19 protein-coding genes are annotated in these 15,749 nt (G+C 47.1%); 7 read left to right on the top strand and 12 right to left on the bottom strand.

The features are described 5' to 3' along the window. Window positions 1-306: 306 nt before the first annotated feature. From DN748_RS19245 to DN748_RS09970, 3 genes are read left to right on the top strand one after another with little or no spacing between them, the layout of a single operon-like run. Window positions 307-903, top strand: coding sequence for a BfmA/BtgA family mobilization protein (locus DN748_RS19245; RefSeq protein ID WP_201741459.1), 597 nt, complete (start codon window positions 307-309; stop codon window positions 901-903). A gap of 4 nt (window positions 904-907) precedes the next feature. Then, a complete protein-coding gene (mobB, locus tag DN748_RS09975) occupies window positions 908-1,930 on the top strand; it encodes a MobB family relaxase (RefSeq protein WP_112371642.1) in 1,023 nt (340 codons plus the stop codon). Window positions 1,931-1,949: 19 nt separating this feature from the next. Further along, complete coding sequence (locus DN748_RS09970) at window positions 1,950-3,527, top strand: type IV secretory system conjugative DNA transfer family protein (protein WP_236636834.1); 1,578 nt, start codon at window positions 1,950-1,952, stop codon at window positions 3,525-3,527. 34 nt (window positions 3,528-3,561) lie between these two features. Here DN748_RS09970 and DN748_RS09965 read toward each other — a convergent pair whose 3' ends face one another. Beyond that, entirely contained in the window at window positions 3,562-3,849 is a 288-nt protein-coding gene (locus tag DN748_RS09965; RefSeq protein WP_112371641.1) for a DUF6922 domain-containing protein, read from the bottom strand. Window positions 3,850-3,900: 51 nt separating this feature from the next. Here DN748_RS09965 and DN748_RS09960 point away from each other — a divergent pair, with 51 nt between their 5' ends. Then, on the top strand, window positions 3,901-4,110 hold the full coding sequence (locus DN748_RS09960; protein ID WP_112371640.1) for a hypothetical protein: 210 nt from the start codon (window positions 3,901-3,903) through the stop codon (window positions 4,108-4,110). Between the two features lie 176 nt (window positions 4,111-4,286). Beyond that, the gene (locus DN748_RS09955) at window positions 4,287-4,598 is read left to right on the top strand and encodes a hypothetical protein (RefSeq protein WP_112371639.1); all 312 of its coding nucleotides are present in this window, start codon (window positions 4,287-4,289) and stop codon (window positions 4,596-4,598) included. 21 nt (window positions 4,599-4,619) lie between these two features. On the opposite strand, the gene DN748_RS09950 is transcribed toward DN748_RS09955, so the two are convergent. The 8 genes from DN748_RS09950 to DN748_RS09915 form a co-directional block, all read right to left on the bottom strand. Further along, the gene (locus tag DN748_RS09950; protein WP_161554534.1) at window positions 4,620-5,429 is read right to left on the bottom strand and encodes a DUF4138 domain-containing protein; all 810 of its coding nucleotides are present in this window, start codon (window positions 5,427-5,429) and stop codon (window positions 4,620-4,622) included. Between the two features lie 14 nt (window positions 5,430-5,443). After that, on the bottom strand, window positions 5,444-6,370 hold the full coding sequence (gene traM, locus DN748_RS09945) for a conjugative transposon protein TraM (protein ID WP_112371637.1): 927 nt from the start codon (window positions 6,368-6,370) through the stop codon (window positions 5,444-5,446). Next, window positions 6,351-6,974 (bottom strand): conjugal transfer protein TraK, encoded by a 624-nt coding sequence (locus DN748_RS09940; protein WP_112371636.1) that lies wholly within the window; start codon window positions 6,972-6,974, stop codon window positions 6,351-6,353. The genes traM and DN748_RS09940 overlap by 20 nt, the downstream gene beginning before the upstream one ends. A gap of 47 nt (window positions 6,975-7,021) precedes the next feature. Further along, on the bottom strand, window positions 7,022-7,867 hold the full coding sequence (locus DN748_RS09935; RefSeq protein WP_112371635.1) for a hypothetical protein: 846 nt from the start codon (window positions 7,865-7,867) through the stop codon (window positions 7,022-7,024). A gap of 75 nt (window positions 7,868-7,942) precedes the next feature. After that, complete coding sequence (locus DN748_RS09930) at window positions 7,943-8,518, bottom strand: conjugal transfer protein (protein ID WP_236636833.1); 576 nt, start codon at window positions 8,516-8,518, stop codon at window positions 7,943-7,945. After that, window positions 8,515-10,938: a TraG family conjugative transposon ATPase gene (locus DN748_RS09925; RefSeq protein WP_112371634.1), complete on the bottom strand. Its 2,424-nt coding sequence runs from the start codon at window positions 10,936-10,938 to the stop codon at window positions 8,515-8,517. The genes DN748_RS09930 and DN748_RS09925 overlap by 4 nt, the downstream gene beginning before the upstream one ends. Next, window positions 10,916-11,206, bottom strand: coding sequence for a hypothetical protein (locus DN748_RS09920; RefSeq protein ID WP_112371633.1), 291 nt, complete (start codon window positions 11,204-11,206; stop codon window positions 10,916-10,918). Before DN748_RS09920 ends, DN748_RS09925 begins: the two co-directional genes overlap by 23 nt. A gap of 10 nt (window positions 11,207-11,216) precedes the next feature. Beyond that, window positions 11,217-11,501, bottom strand: a complete 285-nt coding sequence (locus DN748_RS09915; RefSeq protein WP_112371632.1) for a hypothetical protein — start codon at window positions 11,499-11,501, stop codon at window positions 11,217-11,219. 156 nt (window positions 11,502-11,657) lie between these two features. Between DN748_RS09915 and DN748_RS09910 the strand changes: the two genes are divergently transcribed. Beyond that, a complete protein-coding gene (locus tag DN748_RS09910; protein ID WP_112371631.1) occupies window positions 11,658-12,293 on the top strand; it encodes an N-acetylmuramoyl-L-alanine amidase family protein in 636 nt (211 codons plus the stop codon). Window positions 12,294-12,449: 156 nt separating this feature from the next. Then, window positions 12,450-13,226 (top strand): GIY-YIG nuclease family protein, encoded by a 777-nt coding sequence (locus DN748_RS09905; protein ID WP_112371630.1) that lies wholly within the window; start codon window positions 12,450-12,452, stop codon window positions 13,224-13,226. 16 nt (window positions 13,227-13,242) lie between these two features. Here the strand turns inward: DN748_RS09905 and DN748_RS09900 are convergent, their stop codons facing one another. From DN748_RS09900 to DN748_RS09890, 3 genes are read right to left on the bottom strand one after another with little or no spacing between them, the layout of a single operon-like run. Continuing rightward, window positions 13,243-14,364 carry an endonuclease/exonuclease/phosphatase family protein gene (locus DN748_RS09900; protein WP_112371629.1) on the bottom strand — a complete coding sequence of 374 codons (1,122 nt, stop codon included), beginning with the start codon at window positions 14,362-14,364 and terminating at the stop codon, window positions 13,243-13,245. A 7-nt stretch (window positions 14,365-14,371) separates the two neighbouring features. Beyond that, window positions 14,372-15,058, bottom strand: coding sequence for an ATPase (locus DN748_RS09895; protein WP_112371628.1), 687 nt, complete (start codon window positions 15,056-15,058; stop codon window positions 14,372-14,374). Next, window positions 15,042-15,749 (bottom strand): hypothetical protein, encoded by a 708-nt coding sequence (locus DN748_RS09890; protein ID WP_112371627.1) that lies wholly within the window; start codon window positions 15,747-15,749, stop codon window positions 15,042-15,044. Before DN748_RS09890 ends, DN748_RS09895 begins: the two co-directional genes overlap by 17 nt.

Here is a 15,749-nt window from a genome sequence, read left to right as displayed (position 1 = left end):
AAGCCGGATCGGTTTGACTTTCCTTATGGCCGTACTGAAAAATCGCACTTAAAAATCTCCCGGATGGTCAAGTCCGGGAAAATCATTTTGTCCCTGCGGGACAAAAAAGGAATAGCAAGAGGGTAACGCGCTAAAGCGACGTTACAGTGTTTTTATTGATGTTAAAACACTGAATTACAGAATTTTGAAAGAAGACCCCATTAATAATCAACCAGACAATACCGGGATTTTTGACGCAAAACCGCCGCCAGTGCCCGAAAAACCGTCATTTTTTGCGTCAAATCCCTATCAAAAGAGAAGAATACCATGAAATATGAATTCGCCACCATACGGATTAAAAAAAAGATCGCAGACCGGTTCCGGGTATTCTCCAAAAAGATCGCTCCCAACCATAGCCAGGCGATGGCTTCCATGCTGGATTTCTTTGAAATCAACAAACTGTCACCAAACGAGATACTGGGCCCCAATATGGTTACCCTGGAAAAGAAACTCAAAAGCCGGTTGCATGCCGTAGTGGCCATCATAAAAGACATGGAAAAACACCAGACCAAACCTACCGTAGCCATGCTCCAAAATCTCTTTGAACAGGCGGATACCGCCCGGGGAAAATCCAAAGTTCCCGGAAAGAAAAAACGGCAGGAGAAAAAAAACATCCCCGGTTCGGGAGACAAGACATCGCCCCTCACCAACCTGGACCTGGAAGAGGCCTTGGAGCAAGTCTCACTATACAAAGAGAAACATAACCGGGCCGTACAGGAACTATCTCATACCAAAAAAGAAATTACAACATTCCTGGACAAGGTAAAACCCATCCGGAGCAATTTCGGCAAACCCTACCTGCGTATCGACCTACCGGTAGAAGCCCTGGAACGCCTCAAACGAAAGTTAAACCTTAAACAGTAATATCATGTATGTCACCATCACATCGCAGCGTATGAGCGACACCTATAGTAATAGTGTGTCCGATTTCGTGGATTATCTCGAAAAGGAAAATGAAGATAAGGCACCACAGGCCAAGGAACATTTTTTTAACCAGGAGCACGATAAGGTTCACCGGAAAGAGGTTATTAAGGACATTGACAGCAATACCGCCAAGCTCCGGAAAACCGAACCCCGCTTCTACTCCATTACCATAAATCCCAGTAAACGGGAACTACAGCATCTGCAAAAAGGGACCATGAGCCTCAAGGAGTATACCCGGGAAGTGATGAAAAGCTACGCCCAATCCTTTCACCGGGACCGGGAAATTACGGTTAATGACCTGAAATACTACGCCAAGATCGAACATCACCGCTCCTACAAGGGCTTTGACCTGGAGATCCGCGAAAATGCTCCCTACTCCAGGAAAATTGCCCGGCTTAACAACAATATCCGAAAAGTGGAACGCGGGGAGCTGAAGGGCAATATCCGGGACATGAAAACCCGGATCAAACAGCTTACCGAAGCCGCCCCGCATAAAATAGACGGGAAGCTCATTGCACAAGGCATGCCCAAACCGGGGCTCCAGACCCATATTCATCTTATTGTCAGCCGTAAAGATGATACCAATACCTATAGCCTCTCTCCCGGGGGTAAATACAAGGCTTCCCAGGTCGAGCTCAACGGAAAAACGGTCAAACGGGGCTTTGACCGGGATCATTTTTTTTCAAGTACCGAGAAGACCTTTGACCGTATGACCGGCTACCGGCGCAATTTTGCGGAACACTACCAGGCGCGTAAACTGATGGTAAACGATCCTAAAAAATACTTTGAACTGCTTTTAAAAGCTCCGAAAAAAGAGCGGAAAAAGGCCCTCTCGATTCTCCGGGAATCTGGCATCGGTATCCCGAAACTCGCTATCCCCACTACCAAAACCCAGCTCGCCCTTAAGACCATTAAAGCGCTGCGCAAGGCCATTAATGTCACCAAAGATGCAGAACACGGCTATTAACCTTATATTACTTCAAACAATGTTTCCCTATAATTATATCTACCTCCCCGTATTTACACTACTACTCTTCTTCCCGGCCATAAGGTTCCAGGGCATCCATAAGGGTTTTGCGGCCACCGGGATCATGTCCCTGTTGGCCGGGTTTACCTGGTACTGGCACATTCCGGGAACAGTCGGTTTAAAAATCGTAGCTATAGCCCAGGGCCCTGCATGGCTATTGCTTACCGCGGCGTATATCCGGATGTGTTATATACTGCTTCCAAAGAAACCAAAAATATACACGGTGAAAATCCCGCATGCCGGCGGATCGCTTACCCTGCACAATATCCGAAGGGGTGTCTCGATCATCGGGGCGGCCGGGAGTGGAAAAACGGAAAGCGTGGTCTATAAGCTGTTACAGCACCTCGGGGAGCACTCCTTTTGCGGGGTAATGCACGACTACAAGCATTTTGAACTCACCGAGATCGCTTATCCCCTGTTTCAACGGGCGAACATTCCGTTTTATATCGTATCCCCGGATCAGATCTATTTCCGGGTCAATCCTATTGCACCACGATACCTGGAACAGGAGGAATCCGTTAACGAGGTCTCCCGCGTCCTCTTGGAAAACCTCCTGGAGATGAAGGACTCCTCGGCCGTGGGGTCCTCCCGCTTCTTTAACGACGCCGTAGAAGGGCTTATCGCCGGGATGATCTGGAAACTGCGCACGGATTATCCGCAATACTGTACCCTTCCCCATGTCATCGCACTATACCAGTACCTGGATACCGAGGAACTGGCCGATTTTTTGAGTTCCAACCGGACATCCCACGCCATGGCCGATGCCTTTATCAGCGGTATCGATTCGGAGCGGCAGACTGCAGCAGTCAAAAGCACCCTGGCCAACGCTTTTAAAAAGATCGCTACCAGGCGGCTCTTTACCCTGCTCTCCGCGGATGAAGTGCCCCTGGATATCAATCATGAGGATCACCCTGCGGTGGTATCCCTGGTCAATAACCCGCTGTTTGAAACCTCTTATGCTCCGGTACTGGCCACCATTATGCACACCATGACCAAACAGATGAGTGTTCGCAGTCGTTTACCCTCCTTTGTTCTTATGGAGGAAGCCCCCACCATACGGCTTCTTAACATGCACCGTATCCCGGCAACGCTCCGGAGTTTTGACATTACCACCCTGTATGTCTTGCAGGATAAGATACAAAACGACCTGCTCTATGGGGATAAAGCCAGCAAGGCTATCCTGAGTAACCTCTCGTACCAGTTTTTCGGAAAAGCCAATGATCCGGATACGGCCCGGTATTACGAACAGTTTTTTGAGATCGTAAAACGGAAGGCCACCAGTGTCAGTAAAGGGGAATGGACCAACCCTCGGACCCGAATCACCAAGTCAGAAAGAGAAGTAGCCAAGATCCGGGCAGATCGGTTTTTCAGGCTCAAACCCGGAGAGTTCGTGGCTTTTGCCGATGGCAGGGAAAAACGGGTACAATTCAAAAAGCATGTCATCGCTAAAGACTTGCCCCCACTACCGGAAAACCCGGTGGATATCGATACTGGGTTTTTGAGGATTCATACCGAAGTCAGAAATTTGTTCGGATGATTCTCTGTAGTCATGTCATAGATTAACACCCTTATTAAAAAGTATATCTAAAAAAGGGCTCCGTATGATAATGTCGGGCAACCAGTATACATACTTCATTACTGATATGCTCTTTGGTCACTTTTAATACGGAAACAATTTCTTTTGCGGAATAGAGTTTCTCCAGCTTTTGAATATCCTTTTCAAAACTTGATGCAGTTGTGGCAAACAAAGCCCTGGGAATGATAATAGCCTTATCCCTTTTTACAGATAATCTACTGGCATCCATATCCCAAAACAGATGCTTGGGAAAATGTTTCACTATGTTTATTGCCTTTTCCATAACTGTACTAAAGTACAAATTTACTGAATATTGGACCATTACACTAAATTCATGCCGGAATTAGTAGTCAATATTCAAGCTGATCGGTTTTTCAGGCTCAAACCCGGAGAGTTTGTGGCGTTTGCCGATGGTAAGGAAAAAAGGGTACAATTCAAAAAGCATGATATCGATAAAGCCCTACCCCCACTACCGGAAAACCCGGTGGATATCGATGCCGGGTTTTTGAGGATTCGTGCGGAAGTCAGGAAACTATTCGGATAGCGTGTTATCGGATGATGTGTTATATGTCACAAATCTCCTTCCCTGCCGAACTGCCAGTTAACTTAAAGATTTTGATTTTTAAATACTTTGCTCTCAGAAAGGACTCAGACCGTCCCATATGCGTTCAGGAAAATTCACTACTTTTAATAAGTGTTTAATCTAAAAAATGTGGTCATATGAAAGATATTAAAGAACTTGATGAAATCGTAACATCTATACTTTTAGAGAATGTCCTAAAATCTACTGAAATCCAGCAGTTGAATTTTTTTGTTTTTGAGATCCTCTTGCCACTAATAGTGCAGGAAGACGACCGTGCCATACATTTAAAGCTTGGTCACATTCGTCACTTAAAGAGAAAAAAAAGCGAGCTGTTAGACAGGCTCCGAGGGGGCTATCCCGAGTCACTTCTGACCGATAGAAAGATAGAAGAGCAAAGTTATTACGATGATCTGATTGATTCGCTGGAAGCTGAATTAGAAAATCATTAGACCCCCGCCTCCCACATATACTCATTGCTTTAATTCCATCACCCTATGCCCATTCCGCTCCCCCATCTCGATCAGCAAATTTTCCTGTTTCCCCAAAGTGAACTTCGGGAACACCAGTACAAAACGTTTCCGCTCCTTACTACGGACCACCTCCGGAACCTGGTGGGTGTATACGGTATCATGTAAGATCTTCTGGTACGATGCATTTTTCTTATTGTTCCCATTCTCCACGTAAAGCCGGATATAATCCAGCTCGTAGTCGATAGCCGATTTGTTTTCCAGTTCCAGGGATACATAAACCTCCCCGCGACGGTGTACCACTTGTTTCAGGGTAAGTTTGAGTTTTTTACGCCTTTTGGACGTGATCCGTTTGTCCTGACGTATGAGGTACTGGCACAGGCGAATGATACCCGTCTTTCGGTTCGGGGCTATTTGTAGAGTATCCCGGTACGTTTGTTCCTGAAGGGAAGTATCCTTCTCCGGCTTTAATCCTTTCTCATGGCCGATGCTTTTTTGTTTCCCGATAAAATAATTAAGCTCCGGGAGCTTCTCCCGGTATTTCAGGATATAGCTATATACCTGGCCGTCCGTGGTGAGCACCAACAGATTACTCTCTGCACCGGGCATGGCCTTAAGTAGCCCCAGGTATTGCGGGGTCTCCGGGTTGTAAGTAAATACAAAATGGTCTGCACCGGTAATCCCCTGGCGGATAGGCTCCGGGAAGAAAAGGGATACGGTAGTTCTATCATTGGCATAGAGTGTGTCCAATGGTTTTTGGGCACTCAGTGATCCATAGATCAGTACAAATAACAGGATGATATAGGTTTTCATAAGCATGGTATTAGTTATTGTTCGTTGTCGGCTTTAAGAATAAGCGCATAATGGTTATAGATGGTGTTGCGGATCTTACGGTTATCCCTGCGAAATACGTTCTTTAGACCCCGTACCTGCGGTACCCCGGCAATGTTAACCCCCTGGATCACATCGTCGGTGATCTGCGTAGTGATCTCTTCCCGGAAACTGTTCTCGATATAGATCCCTTCATTGCCATCCTGCAAATCGTAGGCTTTAAGATTCACCGCCTGGTGATTGATATTGGTAATGGTAATCATGGCCCGGTTTGCCTTGAGTTTTACAAAGCCATAGACCAGGGTGTTTTTGGGAACACTGACATCCCGGATAATGGCATCTTCGGTAAGGCGCAGCTCCAGCCTGCTGTTTACCTTTACCGTTTGGGTGTTATGGATCACCGCACGGATCACCGGCTGGGTATAGCTTTTGGGAGTGGCAGCATCCCACAGCGCCTTGCCTACCTTAAAAAAGCCTTCCTGGCCTTTTTGTATATCTCCCGGATCGGTTTTATCCTGCGCATTTACCCTGGTAGTGCTATCTACAGCAGTAGTTTGGTTGCTATTGCGGTATCCCCTGGCCTGGTAATCGATCCTCCCCTGGCGGTAGATACTATCTACCATACGCTGCTTTTTCTTTTCTTCCAGGTCCGGGTCATACACCCCTGAGGAATCCAGTAAACGCTCGTCATAGATACTCGGGGCATCCGACTTCTTTTTGTCTTTTAGTTCGTCTACGGCTTCCAGCCGATCCCGGTACTCCTCTTGCGAAGCATTTAACTTCGGCACCGAGGTCTGCTCCATGTTCTCTGATGCTTCCTGTTTTCCTCCCATAAAAAACACGGCATATCCTATGATAAACAGGAGTATCGTCCCTATCACACCCCCGAAAAGGAGTTTCTTTTTATCGATTTGTAGTTTCATTTGAAATCTTTTTTAAACTGTTTTCAAAAAATTGGGTGACCAGTAAGCCATGTGGGTTCGATGGAAAATTCCGGGCCACCGGGATAAGCTGACCGGTAGTGATAAGCTCATAGGTGTCGGTCACCGACCCCCGGTTGATCTCAAATATGGTTCGCACCCTAAAGGGAAAGGGCTCCCGGGACACATCCACTTCCGATTGTATACGGGTAACTTTCTGTACCAAGGCGTATTGTATTAAGCGATTATACACCCCATCAGCTTTTTTCTGACGATACACATGGTCTACGGAACTGTCTCCCAGCCATAGCGCCTTTTCAACCTGTTGCTTATAATTGGATGCTGATAGGTCATAAAAATAGCGGTGGAAATTATCCAAATGCGCCCTGGCCTCAATCTCCAGGTTCTCCCGGTGGGAGGCCAGCTTCAGAGGGATCACACTGCCCTCGGTGCTCACCACAAAAGCATTATTTAAAGATTTTTGGTATATGATATAGGTAAACCAGGAACAAATTATCGTCGCCGTAAAGGCCATGATAACTACGGTTATCACCACAAAGCGATTGCTTCGTAATACATTTGCTATATTGGAATAAGGTGTTTTCATATATACTGTTACTTTAATTTTTTTATGTATTTGAAGGCACTGCCCGCCTACCCACCTGCAAACAGTCGCATGGTAAAGGATATGGCCCGGCGGTATAATTTGAACTTTAGAATAATGATAAAACCCAGGGTCCCTACTTCGATCCAGGAGGAAAAAAAATGACTGCCCAAAGAGGTGCCGAAAAGGTTTTCCCAAAAGTTGGTATTTAGCTCTTCGTACACCAGATTGATAAAAACATTGACCAGGAAAAAGGCCGGGGCGATCATATAAACGGCGGCGTATAGTTTGAAAAAGTTGTAGGCCATATCCCGGAACTTTTCGAATACGGCCATGCTTATAACCAGCGGAAAAAACGCCCGCATAAGTCCTAACAGGAAAAAGCGCTCAGCCAGGAACAGCGGGTAAATAAACAGGTCAGTGAGCCACAATACGAAACCGACCGAAAAAGCCAGCAGCTTCATGCCGTAAAAGGGTGATGTCAAAAAATCGTAAAGTACGGCCATCGCTTTTTTAGCCGCTTCAATAGTCCCCACATCCTCTCCTACCGGGAAATCATGTAATTGTATCGGCAAGAGCGCCGGGGCCGAATCACGGTACTGGGTTTCGATAGCCACCAGTACCCCGTCAAAAAAGTCCAGGACCTGGGTAGAGAAGATCACCACCAGAACGACAGCAAAATTTTTGGCCAGTTCGTTGGGATGCAGCCCCCAGGTATACCCACCCTGCTCGGCTACGCCTTCATTGTACTTTTTAAGAATATTAACCAGGAAAAATAAGACGGCCAGGGTTTTCATCCCGGTAATGGTATATTGTGAAAAATCACTGTCCTGTATGGTCTGGTAGATCGCATCCAAATATTCCAGGCCTATTCCCAATATCAGCATACCTTCCATATTTTTCCTTTTTTAATCTCTTTTTGATAAGTTGTCATATCCTTTTTAGTGGGCGCTGAGCGGGCACCTGGTGAATTAGCGGACGGCTTCCCGGTGGTTGATCACATCCTGCATTTCCCTGAGCTCAATAACAAACTGGTAGCGCCGTTTTTTCAGCTCCACTTCTGCCATCATCACCCGGCTGTTTTCCTTTTGCTGCCGAAGCACCTCCAGGCGTTCGGCATCAGTCATTTCCAGGCTGTTGCTGGTCAATAGCTGTTGCATAAATTCCAGGTCTTCCAGGGAACGGTCGATAATGTCGTTAAAGGCGTCCGAGATACTGCGGATCTCTTCCGGACGGATATAAGGAGAGTCCAGAATATTCCTGAGATCATCCCGGACCATATCAAACAGTTTCTGGTTATTACTCACGATCTCCCGGACCGCTTTAAGCTGCTTGATAACAGTGTTCACTTTTTCGATACGTTCCTTCTGTTGTTTTAGAAATTCCACGGTTTGCAGTAGTTGCGAGGTCTGTTTGGCCGATTCGATCAACTGTTTCCCCAGGCTGATAAAATTGGTATTGTCATACACCGGCCACCCCTGGGCCGTAGCAGTGCCAGTGGCACAGACGAGAAAAATAAAAATACAGATATAATTTGCCGTTTTCATGACCTGGTGGTTTTTTGAGTTGTGGTTTTTACATATTCCTGTATAGCCTTTTCCATACTGCCATATTGCTTGTAAAGGGCCATTATGGCTTCGTTTTCGGTGCCGTCGGTCAGGTAGGCGGCAAATACCTCAGGGGGTACTTCCAGGCGGAAAACATTGCTCTCCTTTCCGATCTTCAGGAAGAGTTCGGTGTATTTACGATCTCCCGTAAAATTGTTGCGCATGGATCGTAGCTGGTTCAGATCGTGTGAGGAAAGGTTAAGACGCTTTTGCAATTCATCATAACCCTTTTCGTTGCGCAAACTGTAGATCACCTGGGTGTTCTCCAGGATACTGGCCGAAGTACTGTTTTCCGGTAATTGATTAATGGATTGCAGGATGATCCCGATAGCCCCGTTCTGTTTCCGGATGGCCTGGTAATAAAATTCTACACTCTCCAGAACATTGTCGAACTTCAGTTGTTTGGCAAATTCATCAAAAAGAATGATCCCCCGCTCTGCCCTGTTCTGCCATACCGTACGCTGTATGGCCGATTTGATGAGTTTGAGCATCACCGAGAGGATCTCCTTATTATCCCGAACTTCGTCCAGTTCAAAGACAATAAGTCTTTTGTCCTCGATCTTATAGGTCTGGTCGGCGCTGGTCTCGAACAGAAAACGGTACAAGCCTTCCCCGATATACTCGGACATGATGTGCAGGAAATGGGGAATATTAAAATATTCCGCCCCGACATGTAAATGCTGTAATAAGGTATCCTGCCTATCTTCTACAAAACGATAAAATCCCTCAAGGGAGTAGCTCCCGGAAGTATGCTGGTAGTAATGTTTCAAGACCTTTTTCATGGCTACTTCATGCCCCTTGGCGACCTGTAGCCCGGAAGCGCTGAGTTCCAGAAGAAAGGTAGAAAGGTCCTCCAATCGCTCCGGGGTGACACCGTCACCGGGGGATTTATAAAATGGATTGATGCCAAGAGGTTTACCATGTTCATACCGCAATATGGCATGGTCCTGGGGATAGAGCTTGGCAAATTTTGTGTAGGAACCGCCCAGGTCGATAATGACAAGGCGTACATCCTGCTCAAAGTATTGCCTTAAAATATTGTTGGCCAGAAAGGATTTGCCCTCACCGGTAGGGGCGAAAATGGCAAAGTTCCGGGCCTTGATACGTTTCTTTCTTTCATCCCATACATCTTTAAGTACGGGAATATTGTGTTGCCGGTCATTAAAGATCACCCCGGTATCATCCGACGTGTAATTGGTGTTATTAATCCATAAACACAGGGCGTGTTTAAGGTCAGTCACATACAGGTCTTCATCGGTCAGGTTGGGACTATGACCGAAATAACTATTTAGAAAATAATGTTTTCGGGCGTTCCCGCGTGGCACATAAGGAGTCATATCCAGTTCCTTGAACGCTGCCTTCACTGCGGAAGCTATAAAGGGAAGCCGCTCCGGTACACGCGTCCAGGAGATCACATTGAGGTGGCCCCGGATCACCCGGCTACTCTCATCATGATTGATCCGATGCAGGATGTCCTGTATCTTCTCCAGCACCACCTTGTTCTGCGTGCCGAAATTGGCGCTTTTCTTGAGTTCCTCCACCCGTTTTTCCAGGAGTTTCCGCCAGCGGTGTTTGTCATCAAGGTAAAGCACCTGGTTCACCACATGGTTCTCATTCAGATGCAGCCCGATCCCATCGATAAACCCCTGATGAAAGGTAAAATCATCCGAGGTAAATTTGTCGTTGACCGTACTGCTTTGCAGGCTCGCGCCAAAACACAGTTCACTATGGATAGCAAGCATATCAAAATAATGGTCCCCGATCTGCATCTGGTCTCTGTTCCAGATAATATCCGTTTGAATATCCTCCTGGAACCCGTTAAAAAACTGCGCAGTGAGCTCCGTAATCTCAGAAGGGGTTAATGGCTCCAGGTGTAACTTCCGGCTGTTATTGATAAAGTTTGCCGCATCCTGTACGGCGTTTTCAAACTCTCCGGCCATTGCGTCCATGGAAGTCACTATATTTTTCGGAAGGTTTTTAAAGGGATTGACATACCCTCTTTTATTGAGGGTCTTGTTTTTGGGCCAGCAGAAAAACAGGTAGCTCTGGTGGGCTACATAAAACCTGTTTTTAAAATAGCTATGGGTGGCCTTTTCCAAAAAGGATGTATTAGGAAGGTTTTGCGCCTGGTACCTTGTTTTTTTATAAACATCCTGTTTGTGGACTACCACGCCGGCAGGCAAACCTTTCAACGCCTGGAACCAGGTACCGTGCAAATCGTCAAAATCAGGTTCCGATAAGGAATAGATCTCCGGCAGGGTTACTTTATAGGCCATGATAATAGTGCCGTTTGAAGCGAATACCACATGCCCTTGAATATCGGCTATCGGGTGAACATCAGATAAATTCAATTTCATAATTCAGGTGGGAGTTTAATTTATTGGAAATGATATGCGGAAAAACGTTCCCAAACCTCAAAAGCCCGGGATCATGGGTCAGCCGGGTCAGAACCATGTAGAGCGAAAAATTGACCAGGAGCACAAAAAAGATGATCCCCAGGCTGAAAGAGAAAATAATAGCCAGCAAGGAGCCTATCACGGAGATCATCTGTATGGCAAAAAAACCTATGGGCAACCCCAAAATCATAGCCCGCTTACGGATCGCCTTGTACGGAGTGAACTGCTTCATCCGTTCGGGGCTATACGGTTAAGCCTATCAGGTAGGTGAAAATACCCACTACCGCTCCGGCAATAAGTACAAAGATCAGCACCCGGGTAATCCCCTTCTTCAGGTCGGCATTCTCCCCGAAAAAATGGCCTGCATTAAACAAAAAGCCGACCAGGAAGATCACCCCCAGGATAAGGGGAAATACCGAACGAATCGTTTCAGAAATATTGTTGACGCTATCCTCGATACCGCCGATCTGTGCCATACCAGACAAGGGCAATAACGCCATTACAGAAAGTACATGTAGTTTTTTCATCAGAAATCGGTTTTATGGTTTCTGATGTAAAATTCACAGGGATATAAAAGAATCGCCTTAACATCCCTAATTTTTAACGATCGGTTACGTTAATTTTTAAGGAAATTTTAGTCCGGGGACAGATTCCTTGCATTTTGCATAATCAAATACACCAAGATGAAACCAGGACGACTATTATACCTTCTTATCCTCTCCGGAAATCTCCTTACGGCAGTCGCACAGCAGACCCGACCCGTGGTCGTGATCGATCCGGGTCACGGGGGCACAGACCCCGGGGCAATCGGTATTCAGGGGATTCGGGAAAAGGATATTACCCTAAAGATCGCCCTGCACCTCCGGGCGCTTGCCGCTGAAGATCAAAATCTGGATCTCTATCTGACCCGGTATACCGATACCCTGATTTCCCTGTCCGCCCGCGCCCGGCTGGCCAGAATATTAAAGGCTGATTGGTTTGTGTCGATTCACTGCAATTGGGCAAACCATCCCTATGCGCGAGGCACAGAAGCTTTTGTAGCATTTCCCGGGACAGGAGTCGATATGTATACCCGGAAATCCATCGCCCTAAGTATCGATCTGCTGGACACCATGGAAGATTCCTCCGGTTTTAAAAACCGCGGGGTGAAGTTTGCAGGGTTCCGGGTACTTAACCAGACTGCCACACATTGCCCGGCAGTACTCCTGGAAATCGGGTTTATCTCTAACCCGGAAGATCTACGGCGTATAGCGCCCTATCGCATAGCACAATTAATAATCCGTATAATTCAAGAAATCGATGAAAAGTGTATACCTTAAAACCTGGAATGTTCTTCTACCCCTGTTCAAATCACTTTACGGTGAACTCAAAACCGGAATAAGATTTCTTTGTATTTTTGTACCCCGGATACCGTCACTACTCCACCGGAAAAAAGGGAAACAGGAAAACGACAAAATCTAAGGAAGGAGATTTTTATGTTAACGGAAATAGGTGATTTGCCCGCTACCGCAGGGGTTTATTTTTTTTATGATGACCAGGACAGGATCATTTATATCGGTAAGAGTATCCATATCCGCAAAAGAGTGCAACAACATTTTACCGGGAAGGACCGCAAATCACTGAAGATACAGACCTTCACACACAGAATTGCCTTTGAGGAAACCGGCAGTGAGCTCATAGCCTTGCTCTATGAGTCTGATCTCATTAAAAAGCACCAACCACTATATAACCGCTCTCAAAGGCGTACCCTATTTCAGTATGGGCTTTATCTTACGGACAAGGACGGATACCAGGCTTTACGTATCGAAAAGATTACTCCCGGCAAGGAAGAAATCACCTCATTTACTTCCTTAAGAGAGGCCAAACAAGCCCTTTTTCAAATCACTGAAAAATACCAGTTGTGCCAAAAGATCAACGGACTGTATAAGAGCTCGTCCTACTGTTTTCAATACCATATAAAATCTTGTAACGGGGCTTGCATGGAGGAAGAAGCACCGGAACGTTACAACACCAGGGTTACCACTTTTTTAAGCAACATACGCTTCCCGAAGTTTACAAGGCTCTTCAAAGTTCCCGGTAGAACACCAAATGAAATTGGATTGGTATCCATGGAAAATGGAATCTATAAAGGTTTTGGCTTCTGCCCGGTCGATACCCCTGAAGGAAAACGGGATAGCTATATCACCCCGAGGCAGGATAACAAGGATGTCCGGAGAATACTGATGCGGCATTTAATCCGGGAAGGATGCTGAGCACATCCGGGAAAACCTATATATCCAGATCACACCACAACAACGGATGGTGACTGGCGGCTTCCTGTTCATTTTGCACGGTATCATAGGTCTCCCACTGCGACCGGTTTTTGGGCCACATCCCCTTGCGGTTCAGGCCGCTGGCAGTAACCCTGTCAAAAAGTTCCGGGGACAGCAATAAAAAATCTTCCTGCCGGATGTTTACCCCCAGGCGATAGGCCCCCAGCCGGAAATAACTCCCGTCTTTGCCGTTATCAGGCGTGGGCTGAAAGGTGGGGTGTTTGGAAATATCCTTAACATCCGTATCCCGGAATATGGGCGAAAGCGCATCGGCATAATAGGGCATATAGAAGGTCCCGGCCATAATGATATGGGCCTCACCCTGCCCGCGTAATTTCCGGTAGGCTTTGCCCATAGCATGAGCCTGCGCTTTACGACGACCCGTTACCCACTCCTGTTTTCCGGTGGGGGATTGCAACTGGGCAAAAAGCACGTGTACCGTTTTCTTTTTGGAGCATTGAAAGGTGTAATGCTGAAAATCTTGTGGAAACAATCCTACGCCCTCCCGGAGCACATTAAGACTACGAACGCTATGTACGGGATATTTCTTATTGGACATCACCCCCATTTCCAATCCCCGGTAATCATGTCCGCACAAGACATGGAAATGATGATATATGCTTTCTTCGGTCTGGCTAAAGAACAGGTCGTTAAAATCCTCTACAGTGGTACGGTCTTCCACTTCCTGCAACAGCAGGATATCCGGGTTCACCTCCCGGATCACCCTGGCTTTGTTCGCTATAGCCTGTTCGCCCACCGGAAAGGTCTGTACCTTGATCCAACCGTTCCAATGGGTCAGGCTGTCGGCTTTATAATCCATCGTATGCCCTCTTTTGCGGATATACAGTCCGCCCCAACGCCGGCGCATCACGACATAGGGTTCGTACGACACCCGTTCGAATCCCAATAAAAAGCTAAGCTCCCGCATGCGCTCATAGTCCCGGTCCGTACGCCGGTCTTTGGTCAGGTAGGTTTCCAGTTCTTCCATCCACATTTTTACGCCCCGCCCTACATGTGGTTGCACCAGGCCAGCGTCCCTGTGAAAGATATTTTCTACGTTGTAAAAGGCTATTTTCATAATGCTGCTATTTTGTTTGGTTACAGGCAGGCACCACCTGCTTACGTTTGTCTTTGGTATGGTTGGGAAAGGCCACCAGGTTGAACATTTCCCGCATCCGGCTGCGTACCCGGTTGCCGTAACGATCTTCGAGTTCTTCAGCGTTCAGGTTGGTAGTGGCATGGGTCATCACCCTATGGTTTTTAAACAGCTCGTAACGCGACAGCAGGATCTCTCCCATCACATTACAATCCTTTCCGAAATGCCGCCCGGTAGGTTCTACCCCGAGATCGTCAAAACAGTAAAATCCGCTATTGCCATAACCTGAAATGGTCGGATACCCCACATGGTTAAACCCGAATACGATATTGCGGCAGGGAATAAGCTCATAAGGCCGCCGGTGCGGTACCAGGTACCGCAGCAGTTTTATCAGGCTGGTCTTCCCGCAACCAACCGGCCCGGAGAGCAGTAACCCCTTGTCCGGATCGATCCCCAGTTTCCGGCAATTCATTTCATCCCGGATGATGTAATTACAGAGGGTAAACAGTAGCTCCCGGTCCTCTCCATATAGCTTAAAACCCCTGCCGAACAATAGCTTTCCCTTGGCCTCCAGGTAGATCCACATTTTCGCAAAGCTGTACACCATTACCTTTCCGTCCCAGTCGCCCAGGGAGAATTCTACGGCGCCTTCCTTGATCTTAGAGGGGTTGCGCATAGTTTTTGGCTTTTGTGGTTTTTAAATGATCTTCCTGTCCTCTGCTACGGCCCTTCTGGTATTCGGCTACCCGAAGCATCCATTTCTCGGCGGCGGATGACCAGTTGGTGATCGATATCCCCCCGGCGGTTTTCCATCCCGTAGACTGGTAGTGGTGAAAAAACTTATGGGCTTCATCCAGCGGCCAGTTCTGCGCTTTAAAAAAAGTTTCGATAGCATGTTTAGATATGGGACTGTAATGATCCCCTATAGGGTTAGTTTGTTTTATAGTTTTAATAAAGGTCCCACCAGTGGGACGGTGGTGTCCCATCTGTGAACTACCCTGTCCCGTATTTGAACATCCTTCGCCTATACCTGGTTCACCTGTGGGACAGTGCCGTCCCGTGACCGGGACAGCTCCCCCACCCGCAAAGCACATACGCACCTGGCTTCCCAGGTGTGCATTTTTCGAAGGAAGATAGTCCACGTACTGCCATCGGTGCAGGTCGCTCATATAACGATGGTAGGTAGAGCTGCTCCGGATGGCCGCCAGGGGCATCAATTCCGCCCGCCGCACGCGGAAAGAGGCAGCAAACCCGGATTGGTTCCATGACCGGAACAAAGCCATATACAGGCTGATATGCCCGGGATGCAGTCGCGGATCGGTACGGAATTTTTCAAATACCGTATTAAGGTGGTGCACATAGTTCAT

This window comes from Sinomicrobium soli, assembly GCF_003285545.1.
Lineage (GTDB): Bacteria > Bacteroidota > Bacteroidia > Flavobacteriales > Flavobacteriaceae > Sinomicrobium.
The sequence above is the reverse complement of the archived record's forward strand: the minus strand, read 5'-3'. Positions and strand labels throughout refer to the sequence as shown.